Below are 12705 nucleotides of genomic sequence, written 5' to 3'. Positions count from 1 at the left end.
CGGTTAAGTAATTATAAATCAGTTTATTACTTAAATTGAATTAAAACTGATTTTTCCATTTTATGGAAAAAAATTCATAATTAGGAAATTGACTCATTTTTTTCTAATAATTCTGCCACCTCAAGAAGTGTAGATGTCAATTGCTTTACCAGGTTTTGGAGTTCTTCTTCACTGCCATTTTCTATTTTATATTTTTCCAGTTTTCTGACTGTATCCTTTAGCGAAGAAATGCCCATTTGTTCTATACTGGGTTTGATTTTGTGCGCTGTTTTGTTCAGGATTTCTATATCTCCTTTCTCCAGTGCTTTTTGGAGTATTTCGCAGTTTTCTCTCGAAATCGAAATAAAGATATTTACCATTTTCTTTACGAATTCGTCATTGTCCCTGCTGATCAATTTAAGTTGATTTAGGTCATATAGTGGATCTTTTTTTTCAATTTCCGATTTTGGCAAATTCACTTCACCCTTACTTTCATCATTCAAAGATTGCTGCAAATAAAGGCTCAGCACGTTTTCTATTTTTCTGAAAAATTCTAATTCATCGTAAGGTTTGGTAACAAAATCATTCATTCCTTTGCTTAAATACAAGTCTATGTCCTGCTTAAAGGCGTTGGCCGTCAGTGCAATTATTGGTGTATTTATTTTGAGTTTTTCACGTATAAAAACAGTGGCCTCCACACCGTCCATTACCGGCATTTGGATATCCATCAGAATGAGATCAAAAGAATTGTTCCCAAGCATCTCTATGGCTTTCTGCCCATTTACAGCCTCGAAGGTTTCAAATCCCAAATAATCAAGGCTTTGTATGGCAATGAACCTGTTCATTTCATTGTCTTCCACCAGGAGGGCCTTAAGACCTTGGAACAAATTGGCCGATATTTGTTGGCTTTTGATGGTAAGATTTTCGGTCAGGTCAATAGGCATAGTTAGTGTAAAACTACAAGTTGTGCCTCTCTCTTTCTTGCTTTGCACCTCCATCTTTCCCCCCATCAAATGAATAAGATCTTTGGATATGGCCATTCCAAGTCCAGTACCTTCATATTTCCTATTTGAGGTGTTTTGTTCTTGGGAGAATTTGTCAAAAATCTTTGATGTAAAATCCTTAGACATACCAATACCTGTATCAGAAACTTTGAAGTCCAATATTTGTACCTCATCAGTTTCACTTACTAGGTCTACAGATAACGTAATTTGTCCTTTTTCTGTAAATTTTACTGAATTTCCAATCAGGTTGATCAGGACTTGTCTTAGCCGAGTTTCATCTCCCAAAAGGGATGATTTGACTTTAGGGCTTACATTTATTATAAATTCCAGATTTTTTTCTTTGGCCTGAGAAAACATCATGGAATGAACATTATAAGCAAGGACACTGGGACTGAATGGTTCCTCCATGATTTCCATGTCTCCTGATTCTATTTTTGCAATGTCAAGTACATTATTCAAAATCGTGAGAAGGTGTTTGGCCGAACTTTCTGATTGTTTCACATAAAAATGTTGGTCTGTGTTGAGGTTTCCCTTACTCAATTGACGGATCATACCAATGATAACATTCAAAGGAGTACGGATCTCATGGCTCATATTGGCCAGAAAAAGTTCCTTGGCTTTGGCAGCAGATTCTGCGAAGTTTTTGGCTTTGGCCAATTCCTGTTCGAGCCTCTTTTGGTCCGTAATGTCAAGGTGGATGCCCAAGCTTCCGATCATATTTCCCTTGTCGTTGTAGTTGGGTGCACCACTTACAAACCACCAATGGGGTTCTCCCCATTTGTCTAAAATAGCAATTTCGTAACTGTCAGATATAGAATTCTTGCGCTGATCGTTTTTGTCCTGAATTTTGTGCCTGTCTGCTTCATTTAAAAACAATTCGGCAGCCTTTTTACCCTTAAGCTCCTCAAGCTTGTATCCCGACATTTCACAAAAACTCTGATTGGCATATACGATCACATCCTTCAAGTCCACCTCCAATAAACCAAGGTTCATATTGGCTATGATGTTTCTGAATTTTTCTTCCTGCAGGAGAAGTTTTTTTTCCCACTTTTGGCGGTTTCGGATATTGATCAGCATTTGGCCGAATAAAAACAACAAACGCTTTTCTTTTTCGCTGTAGATGTGATATTCCTTGACCGAATCAAATCCTACAAATCCTACCAATTCATTCCCATCCAGCATGGGGATGGCAATCAGGCTTTTGATGCCCTGGGGCTCGAGTATAGATCTAAGACCGCCCTCCCCATCATCTTCTAATTCTTGGATATCAGGTATATAGAAAGCCTCGTTTTTTTGATGACAATTGACCCATTGTGGAATAAATTCTAAGGGAGTCTCCTTGAGATTCTCTATTTCAGGTTTAATTCCTGTATTGCACCACTCGTAGGTGTTGGTCGTAGTTTCATTTTCAAAATTATAATCAAAAATGTAGGCCCTATCAGCCGACACAAATAGGCCCATCTTCTCAAGTGAGCGGTTAATGGTATTTTCTACATCTTTTGTATCCAAATTAATATATGTAGAGGCAATGTCGATAAGGGTTTCCTGAAGTCTCAATTCCTGAGCTAGGGTTTCTTGGGCGATGTGTTCAGAAGTACGATCCATAATCACCCCGTCAATGCGGACAGCATGACTGTTTCCTTCATAAACTAACTTCCCTCTATTAAGAACCCACTTGACCTTACCAGAAGGAGTGAAAATTTTGTGTTCTACCTCGTAGAACCCATTTTTTTTCAATAAAGAAAAAACTTCATAAATAACTCCAATATCATCCGGGTGAACGACCTTCTTTAATAAACTAGAATCCGTCATCCACTGATCAATTGTCATTTCATACAATGATTCAACAGATGGTGTAACAAACAACATCTGAAGTTCAGGATAACTTGCCGAGTAGACTACATTAGACATTTCATTGAAAATGCTTTGCAGCCTGGATTTGGTTTCGGACAACTCTGTATTCGATCTTCTTAATTCGAGGGATTGCTTATTAAACCTTGTAATTAATTCTTTCAACTCACCTTCATTGATTTCGGATTGTTTGGCTTGATGCAAGAAGTCAAATGTAGGATCGTGTGCGGCAAAATCAGAATAGATGATCTTGAAAGGTTTCAGTACTTCTATATCCAACACCATCAAACTGATCAGGAATATTAAAGATATATCACCTTCATTCGACCTAATATTCCCCCTAAAGACCAGCCCGCTTCCAATGTGTTTTAAAAAAAGAATCTCATTATTGAGACTTTTAATTGCTTCAAAGTTTTTATCTTTAATATAAGGTCTTTGGATTTCAAAATGGGTAAAAACAGAAGTCAAATGGATATCCCCTGTAATTTTTATCAGACTTTCTCCTGAATTAATTACATTCAATGAATTATCCACCACCATCGCAAATGGGAAAATTTCCAATAAAAAATTTAGATCACTTGATCTATTTACTTCCATTCTACCTTAATTATTTCGTGCGTGTTTTCCCCTTGGACAGATGAAATATGTGTTGTAAATACCTCTGTAGCAAAAAATTTTCCCAAGCCTGACATCAGCCCATATACAAAGTCAGTCAAGCCTTTTCTTTTTGAAAGATAATGCAAATGAACTGAGTTTTCCTCGACATCTGACACTTGGAATTCCGGAGGAGTTAATTTGGGATACATCATCATCACCCGATTGTGAAAAGCAGGTAGGTTTAGGAGAAAGGACCTGAAATTCTCCCCTCCACTTTCCAATAGGTAGCCATAGTGATTTTTTCCCGTATGAAGTATCCACCATTCACCAAATGAATGCAATACTTCTGACAAGGGTATATTTAAATTCTCAGCAATAGTTTGTGCCAAAATAAAAGTAACACTATCATCATAACTCTCATTGCTGATAAAGTATTCAATATCAAGGTTGCTCTTTGTCTTAATTTCTTCCCATTTTTCTGCTCCATAGTGATGAACTACCAGCTCTTCGATGGATTTGTTTACGATTCCGTACATGAACGTTTAGTTAGATTTAATTTCTCCGTTTTTCAACATGTTGTAGATTTTTGATTTGCCAATATCCAATTTATCAGCCACTAGCACCACATTTTCATCATACTTTTTCAAGAAATGGGCAATGATTTCCCCTTCATATGCTTTCAGTGTTTTTTCTTCTGAGGAGTAGGCTTTGGTCCCGCCAATCTCATAAAAGGTCAAATCTTCTGCTTTAATTTCGTTGCCATCAGCCATTACGCAGGCCAGATCCAACACAGCCTTTAGCTCCCGGACATTTCCCGGCCATGCATACTTTTTTAGTTTGGTTTTGGCAGTTTCACTAAGATGCATGGCTTTTGTCTTATTGGTTTTGGCAAATTCCTCCATAAAATGTTTGGCAAGAATGATCACATCACTATCTCGATAACGGAGGGGAGGCAGCTCGATGGGAAGGCCCACAATCCTAAAGAACAAATCTTCCCGAAACCGACCCTGCTTCACCTCCTCAGTCAGGTTTTTATGGGTAGCTGTGATAAGTCGGAGGTCAATCTTTATGGGTTTACTTCCACCGACCCGCACTACTTCACGCTCTTGGATTACCCTTAAAAGTTTGCTTTGTAGCGATAGTTCCAACTCTCCGATTTCATCCAGGAAAAGGGTTCCTCCCTGTGCCTCTTCAAACTTCCCGATTTTGGTTCCAATTGCCCCGGTAAATGCTCCTTTTTCATGGCCAAAAAGTTCACTCTCCGCTAGTTCTTTTGGAATGCCCCCCATATTGACCGCAACAAATGGTTTCTTCTTCCTTTCACTGTTGAAATGAATCGCCTTGGCATAGACTTCTTTTCCGGTACCTGTTTCCCCGGTTAGAGAAATGTTGATATTGGTATTTACCGCTTTTTGGAGGAGGTTAAAAGTCTTCTTGATGGCCTCACTTTGTCCTATGATGGTGTTTTCGAAGCTGAACTTCTGCCCAAGTTGCTCTTTTAATTCCTCGACCTCCTGACGCAAATGAATATTTTCTCGAATATTGATAATCGCTTTCCAAAGCTGCTCTTTGGTATGATCGTCTTTGATAATATAATCCTTAGCTCCAGATTTTAAAAGCGCCACAGCAACACTGATTTCCTCCTGTGCACTGATGACGATCACGGGAATTTGTTTGTTGCGGGCATGAATTTCCTTGAGCAGCTTGTCACCGCCCATATCAGGCAAACCAAAATCCATACAGATCAAATCGGGCTTTTTGTATAGGTTGTTCAGCAAATCCTTCCCACTGGCAAAAAGTTCTAGATCATAGTCAGGATTCATGCTCAAGTGATGCTGTAAGATCTGTCCATACCAGGGGTCATCTTCAACAATAAATATTTTGAAATGGGTGTTAATCATTATAATTTTTTTATCACATCATTTACAAATATATAGATTTAATAATTTAACAAGTTGAATTTCATTTTTAAGATTCCTCCATTTCATGTTTGCTCATTTTCAATCAAAATCAACACTTCTGATTTTTTTTTAAAGTGAAAAGGGATGTATGGGTATTTAACAGGCTTGTAGTCGTTAGAATTTTAAATGCCACTATAATTGGTTATAACTCCTGACATTAAATTCCATTAAGGAACTCCTTCGATTATCTGGTTCAATTATTGTTTTTAATTAGCTATTACAACCTAACCAACTATATGATGATCCCGATAAACAACAAAACAACAACAATTTTTCCAATGATAGCTTTTGGGAAAAAGAAAGAGGATACCGTCGATAAAGGCACAAATAGAGACACTCCAGGGAATTCTGAGGGTGCCAGGCCTCCTAGAAAAGAGGAGTACAAAAACAGTGAGGGTAAAAAGAAAAAGAATTCTTCAGAGGATACAGAACCTTCAGAGAAAAATGATTCACCTGAATCAAGATAAAGCAGTTCCAACTTGCCTATTTCTCGTGACAGTGTAACGAGGATTGAATTATTGAATGATTTACTTTAAATATATGACTAATTTTGTAAATAATATGGCGAAAACTTGTTATTGGTCGCAGTTTTGATAGATTATTGAGAAGAAAATTTTTGATAACTAAATAAATATATAATTATGGCAAAATGTTTTGCATTGATGGGTTGGAGTTTACCTGTGATAGAAAGTATGCAAAAACTCAACAAACCTTATGTAGTCGTTTCCTTTCCCGATTTTGAGGGATATGCAAAGGAAAATAACATTCCCTTTGTAAGCTACCAATTTAATGAGTGGAGCGATACATCTAATTCCTTGGATTTGTTTGAAAAATTGAAAGCCTATGATGTAGATGTCGCAGTTCCGCTTTTTGAGGAAACTGTAGAATGGGCAGGTGCCCTGAACTCGATTTACAGAGGAGATCCCCGGGTATTAAATAGGGCGTTTTTGTTTCGTAATAAGGCGATGATGAAAAGAAAAGCTTTGATAGGAGGCCTAAGAGTGGGGTTATTTGAAGAGGTGTATAACAAGGAGGGTGTTAAGAATTTTATGAAAAGACTTAACCAAGCCAACCTTCAGATTGAAGGAGAACAAGACAGTTGGGTTCATATCAAACCCTTTGCTTCGGCAGGTACTGTTGGGCACCGTCTGCTTAAGTCCATACAGGATATAGAAGATAAATGTCAGGAAAGTGATTTCCCTTGTTTGGCAGAGAGTCATTTGCCTGGTACTGAGTTTTCGTGTGAGGCATTTATTCATGGTGGGAAAATCCGCTTCCTCAACATCACAGAATATGTGAAATTAGGTTATTCGAATTTTATTCCCGAGGGCCATCACTTGCATACCAAGCGTGATAAAATCATGAAGGAAATGCAAAAGTTGGTTGACTTATTCGGAATTGAATACGGGATGATTCACCCTGAGTGGTTCCTTACTGAAAACGACGAATTGAGTTTTGGAGAGGTAGCCTGCCGGATTCCCGGAGGTCATATCTTGGAATTGGCAGGAAAAGCTTATGACTTTGATGCATTGGGTGCCTTTGTACTTTGTCACGATCCAAACTTATCGGAAGAAGAGTTGAAAGAAATTTTACCTCCTTTAGATGCCCGACCCAAACAATTTTATGGCAATGTGATGATTTACCCGCACAAGGATGTGATCAATAAGCTTGAAATTCCTGATGAATTGAAAGAAGAATCATATTTTCTTGATCATAATTTGATTCCCCCATATACCAATCAAAAAATCAATAGCCGTGAAGGTTTTGGTAATCATTTTGGTACGGTCAATTTCAAAGGAGAAGATCCGGATAGAATGACGGAACTGCTCTTACATTACGAAAATGTAGATTTTTACCAATAATACGATAAAATTGAAATCCTAAAAATAAAACCTTTCAAGTTGGAAGGTTTTATTTTTACATTTTACGCGCATTCAGAAATCTACTCATTCATTCTAAAATTTTGCCTTTTTATGCATAATCAAGTGCTTACAGACAATACATATCAAAAATTCGAAGAACAATTCAAGGAGTTTAGTCAGGCGACGGCACTTACAAGGCCAGAAAAGGCCAGAAAAATGATGGGGCAAATTGACCTGCTCATAGACAGCACAGAAGGGCTTAAATTTATTTTCCAAAATATAACAGGCTTGTCAAAAGCGGGTATTTTTGAAGGTTCTCCTTGGGCGGACCCATCAAAGTTGGTAGCAAGTCTTGTCAATGGAACTCTCAAGAGCGGTCACCCAAATTCGACCATCGAAATATTGAGTGAGCTACGTCTCTTGGCGATTGCCAAGGGGAAGTTGGAATTTAAAGGTACTTCCCCTTTTGATGCGGAAAACTTTATTCAGGAAGTCATAGTGGCCAACTTGGAGTTTGTTTTCAATGAGCCATTAGAGGAAACCAGACTCGTCATGAGTGGTCATGAATTAAAGAAAGTTCATACCCTGTTCAAATTCATTGCTGAAAAAACTGAACTGGACAATGTCAAAGAAAAGCTGGTGGAAGAACTCACCTTGATTTGTGAGCAAAGGCCGGTAGTGACAGAAAAACAGCGAAAGATCATAGCACTTGTAAAAGAGAAAATAGAACTTGATCCTAAAAATGAATTGGATGCCCGGCTTTTGAGGTTTCAAAGATGCATTTACAGGCCAACCATCAATAGCGCAAATAAGGATTATCAGGAATATAAAAAGTTGTTGGAAGATTTGTCAAAAGACCAACTGCGGGAAGAATCTGCGGAAATGAGCCGGGCAATGTTGAGTTTTGGACTGGTGAGTCAATACCAATCCGTGTTGATTATTTTTCTGATCCAAAATGGTCACAAAGAACTGATTCCATTAGCCTTGGGATTGAGCGAAGCAGGCACCGCAAGATGGAACGAATTCAGGGAATTTATTTCCAATTTGATTCTCAAAACAATTCATCCATACAATGCCCAATGTATCTATGGACTTGCTAAAATGCTTGAATCAGGTATTTTTTCAAGAGAGGCTGTGCGCTCAGGCTTGGCCAATATGCTTACCATCAAAGTTCATCCTGATGTAGAAGCCCGCATATTGAAATCTACAAAGACACCACACGAAAAAATCAGTGCATTGCAATACTTGATGGGTGCTTTGTTCAGAGTATTGGGGCAGCCACTTGGTGTAGGCCAAGGCAATAATCCAACCTGCCAAAGTGCCCGGGGAATCAGTATGTGGAGTCAACACGCCCCCGCAAAACTCATCCATTTGGTGCAGACAGCAGCCACCTACAATGATCTTACTTTCCGATTTGAAGCCCAGGAAATAAAATCCTCCGAAGTAGGCTTGGGATTGGTTCAAAACCTTGATCATAATTTGGATGCAGTATCGGTGACTTTGGTGCCCATGCTGGATAAGGTCTACAATGAGATGATGCTGAGGGCTTCGGGCAGAGGAGAAGATCCTCACAAATGGGTAAACCCGGCGTTATACGGGCAATGGATTCAAATTGGTTTTGCCTCGGCCTATGATTATTTGTCCAATGCTATTGTAGATTTTGATGGCTTTATCAGTGTCTTCTATGCCATGTGCCATCCCGAATACAATGGGGGCTACAGGTTAATTTACCCAAATCCTGTGGGAATTTTTATTACAAGTGCAAAAGGAGATATGTTGGGTTTCCATGCAGTTTCATTGCTGCGGGTGGATATTGACCTGAAAGGAATCTACCGTGCATATTTTCTAAATCCCAATAATGAAGGGCGCCAAGATTGGGGCCAAGGTATCAAACCCTCCGTCTATGGCAATGGAGAATTATACGGTGAATCCTCCTTACCATTGCAGGAATTTGCTGCAAGGATCTATGCCTTTCACTACAATACCTTGGAAGCGGCAGATAAAATGAATAACGTTCCAGATGTAGAAATTCAAAAAATCAAAAAATTGGCCAAGGAAAGTTGGGGGCGTTCTTACACTTGGCTTGAAATTAAAAAATTATGGTAAAACACTCCTCTAGAATAGAATTAAAGCAATCCGCTTACAAGAATAATATAAACTTTATCAAAAAGAAGATCGGCGAGCACGCCATTGTCTCGTCCGTGGTAAAAGCCAATGCGTATGGCCATGGTATCAGATCTTTCGTACCCATGGCTGAAAAATGTGGGGTCAACCATTTTTCGGTGGCCTCTAGTTTTGAGGCTGAAGAAGTGCTGAGTGTTTGCTCACCAACAAGTCGTATCATGATCATGGGCATCATTTATGAAGAGGATATTCCTTGGGCGATCGAAAATGACATAGAGTTTTTTGTTTACAACTATGAACGATTGCCGAAAACACTCGCAGCGGCAAAAAAAATTGGAAAAGCAGCAAAAGTTCATATCGAAGTGGAAACGGGAGCAAATAGAACAGGGCTACCTCAAAGGGATTTTTTAAAAGTACTCAAATACCTAAAAAAGAATGAAGCGCATATAATTTTCGAGGGGCTATGTACACACTTTGGTGGTGCTGAATCAGTTTCAAATCAATTTAAAATAGACATGCAGCATAAGCGCTACAAAGCATTTCTAAAACAATGCAGAGAAAAAAAGGTGGTGCCAAACATCCGGCACATTGCCTGTTCCGCTGCTGCCTTGGCCATGCAGGACACGGTCTATGATATGGTGAGGATCGGAGTCGCTCAGTATGGCTTTTGGCCAAGTCCAGATATCTATTTTGCCCATTTACATGAAACCAACAAAAAGATGGATGCCTCCCTTAAGCGGATATTCACTTGGAAAACTGACATCATGGACATCCGTGATGTAGAAAAGGGAGAGTTCATTGGTTATGGCACTTCCTTTCAGGCCACACAAAAAATGACCATTGCTGTCATGCCTTTGGGCTATTCCAATGGCTATCCCCGGGCTTTGTCCAACAGAGGACATGTATTGATCCATGGCAAAAAAGCCCCGATCGTTGGCCTTATCAATATGAATTTATTTATGGTGGACATCAGTCATATCAAGGAAGCTCAACTTGGCGATGAAGTAGTACTGATTGGAAGACAGAATAACAGTGTGATCAATGTGTCGAGTTTTACCAATAGCACTCAACTCCTGAACAACGAAATGCTGAGCAGATTACCTGCTGCCATACCACGTACCGTCATCAGATAGGATCCCTCAAGATATTCATATATGTTTGAACAGAAATTTATAATTTGTTCATTGTGCGAGGTGAAGGGCTGAAGAATTTTATAAAAGGAAATGTGACAAAAAGCACCAATGCCAAAGCCTTTTCACTGCTATTTTAGCAGTAATTTTCTAATCTTTGTTGCATGGAAACAGATCCACAGATAATCATTGTTTTAGGTATTCTGACCGCAACTGTCATCATGATGGTTTTTGAGTTATTCAGGATAGATGTTGTCGCGATTATTTGTATGCTAGCCTTAGGTTGGTCCGGAGTTTTGACGACAGATGAAATGTTGGTGGGTTTTTCCAGTAATGCGGTAATCTCCATGATAGCTGTCATGATATTGGGATATGGCATTACCACAACAGGAGTGATGGAGAAATTTTCCGAAGCCATCTTATCTCAGGTCGGTAATAACAAAAACAAAATCATAGGTTTTCTTTCAATCTCGGTAGGAACTCTTTCTGCCTTTATGCAAAATATAGGTGCAGCCGCACTCTTCCTTCCGGGGACCTTGGATATTTCCAGAAAAACCAAAATCCCTGTTTCCCAATTGATCATGCCCATTGGTTTTGCCGCAATCTTGGGCGGCTCCCTGACCATGGTAGGTTCGGGGCACCTGATATTGATCAATGATTTGCTCAAAAATGCCGAACTCGAGCCTTATGGCCTGTTTGCAGTCACTCCCATCGGAGCAGTATTGCTGATTGCCGGAGTAGTTTATTTTTTCATTTTGGGCAATAAGGTTCTGCCAAAGGACAGAAGTTTGGAAACAAAAAAATCCGGACAGGAAAAATTGATGGATACACTCAGTCTTTCCAAAAAAATCTGGTATTTGTCCATCACACCCAATTGCCCCTTGATTGGACTTACGGCTGAGAGTTCCGGTATATGGAAAAAATTGCAATGTAATATCATTGCCTTATCCAATGGTGAGGATATTATTTATGCCCCGTGGAGAGAAATAGCTTTTCAGGAAGGGCAGATTTTGGCTATTCTTGGTAGAGAAGATGCTGTAAAGGCAATGGAAAAAGAATTTGGGCTTTCAGTAGTACCTGCGCCTTCTCTTTTCAATAGATTGGACAAACCCGAAGATTCAGGCTTTGCAGAGATTATTTTCCCTGCAAGTTCTGAAATGATTGGAAATTCAATGAGAGGCTATGGTTTTAGAAGGCGTTTTGGTTTAGAACCTTTGGTGCTTTTCAGCAAAGGAGAAGAGATTAAAGGCGACTTTTCTGACCATATTTTTGATTATGGAGATACCTTGATTGTCTATGGGCTATGGGACAACATCAGGACTTTGAAGGAAACTTCCGATCTGATTGTGGCAACACCCATCGAGTCGGATCCAAAAAACAAGAAAAAGACGATTCCTGCCGTGGCAAGTTTCGCCTTTGCGATCATGCTTACCTTCTTGGGTGTTCCTATTGCTTTGGCATTTATGACCGGTGCTTTGGCAATGATTCTATCAAGGGTTCTCAGTATCCAACAAGCCTATGTAGCCATAGATTGGAAGGTTGTTTTTCTTTTGGCAGGTTTGATTCCTTTGGGTGTAGCCATGCAGAAATCCGGAGCGGCTTTCTTTCTAGCGGAAAATATGATGCAATTGATCGAAGGTCGATCTGTATTGGTTCTGGTAACTGCCATTACTATATTGGCCACCATTTTTTCCTTATTCATGTCCAATATCGGTGCTGTAGTAGTCTTGGCACCTTTGGTCATCGGAATGGCCGAAATCGCAGGGTTGGATCCAAGGCCTTTGGTGCTGCTTGCTGCCATCAGTGTTTCCAACTCTTTTATTTTACCCACTCATCAGGTAAATGCATTGATGATGTCCTCCGGAGGTTATAAAAATCGTGATTATATCAAAGCAGGTAGCGGTATGACCATCCTATTTATAGTTTTGACAGTCGCCTTTTTTTACACCTTCTATTTATAAACCTAAGATCCAAACTCACCATCTAGAACCCTCCTACTCCCACAAATCCCATTTATAATCTCTCCCAATTTTTTTTATAAAAACAACAGTTCTTTGCGAAAATATACCGTTCTGCAAATATTGAATTTGAACTAATGGTTATGCGCTTCTTTGCCAGTAACCCAATCCTGTCAAAGACTAAAATAAATTGTATAAAAAATAATAACTGCAAAAATTGAATATTTCAGGTTTGTCAA

At 39.2% G+C, this 12705-nt stretch carries 8 protein-coding genes; 5 read left to right on the top strand and 3 right to left on the bottom strand.

What is annotated here, in order from left to right; genetic code table 11:
• Positions 1 to 80: 80 nt before the first annotated feature.
• From HMJ38_RS11750 to HMJ38_RS11740, 3 genes are read right to left on the bottom strand one after another with little or no spacing between them, the layout of a single operon-like run.
• Positions 81 to 3431 carry an ATP-binding protein gene (locus HMJ38_RS11750; protein WP_194974597.1) on the bottom strand — a complete coding sequence of 1117 codons (3351 nt, stop codon included), beginning with the start codon at positions 3429 to 3431 and terminating at the stop codon, positions 81 to 83.
• The gene (locus tag HMJ38_RS11745; RefSeq protein WP_194974596.1) at positions 3422 to 3967 is read right to left on the bottom strand and encodes a heme NO-binding domain-containing protein; all 546 of its coding nucleotides are present in this window, start codon (positions 3965 to 3967) and stop codon (positions 3422 to 3424) included. Before HMJ38_RS11745 ends, HMJ38_RS11750 begins: the two co-directional genes overlap by 10 nt.
• A 6-nt stretch (positions 3968 to 3973) precedes the next feature.
• Entirely contained in the window at positions 3974 to 5332 is a 1359-nt protein-coding gene (locus HMJ38_RS11740) for a sigma-54-dependent transcriptional regulator (protein WP_194974595.1), read from the bottom strand.
• 296 nt (positions 5333 to 5628) lie between these two features.
• On the opposite strand from HMJ38_RS11740, the gene HMJ38_RS11735 reads away from it, so the two are divergent.
• The 5 genes from HMJ38_RS11735 to HMJ38_RS11715 all read left to right on the top strand — a co-directional run bounded on the left by HMJ38_RS11735 (position 5629) and on the right by HMJ38_RS11715 (position 12469).
• Positions 5629 to 5859, top strand: a complete 231-nt coding sequence (locus HMJ38_RS11735) for a hypothetical protein (RefSeq protein ID WP_194974594.1) — start codon at positions 5629 to 5631, stop codon at positions 5857 to 5859.
• 174 nt (positions 5860 to 6033) lie between these two features.
• On the top strand, positions 6034 to 7254 hold the full coding sequence (locus HMJ38_RS11730) for an ATP-grasp domain-containing protein (RefSeq protein ID WP_194974593.1): 1221 nt from the start codon (positions 6034 to 6036) through the stop codon (positions 7252 to 7254).
• Positions 7255 to 7365: 111 nt separating this feature from the next.
• Entirely contained in the window at positions 7366 to 9360 is a 1995-nt protein-coding gene (locus HMJ38_RS11725) for a hypothetical protein (protein ID WP_194974592.1), read from the top strand.
• Positions 9354 to 10511: an alanine racemase gene (gene alr, locus HMJ38_RS11720; protein WP_194974591.1), complete on the top strand. Its 1158-nt coding sequence runs from the start codon at positions 9354 to 9356 to the stop codon at positions 10509 to 10511. Before HMJ38_RS11725 ends, alr begins: the two co-directional genes overlap by 7 nt.
• A 161-nt stretch (positions 10512 to 10672) precedes the next feature.
• On the top strand, positions 10673 to 12469 hold the full coding sequence (locus tag HMJ38_RS11715) for an SLC13 family permease (RefSeq protein WP_194974590.1): 1797 nt from the start codon (positions 10673 to 10675) through the stop codon (positions 12467 to 12469).
• The last annotated feature ends 236 nt before the right edge of the window (positions 12470 to 12705 follow it).

This window comes from Aquiflexum lacus (genome assembly GCF_015476655.1).
Lineage (GTDB): Bacteria > Bacteroidota > Bacteroidia > Cytophagales > Cyclobacteriaceae > Aquiflexum > Aquiflexum lacus.
Note: the sequence above shows the minus strand (reverse complement) of the source record. Positions and strands in the feature narration are given on the sequence as shown.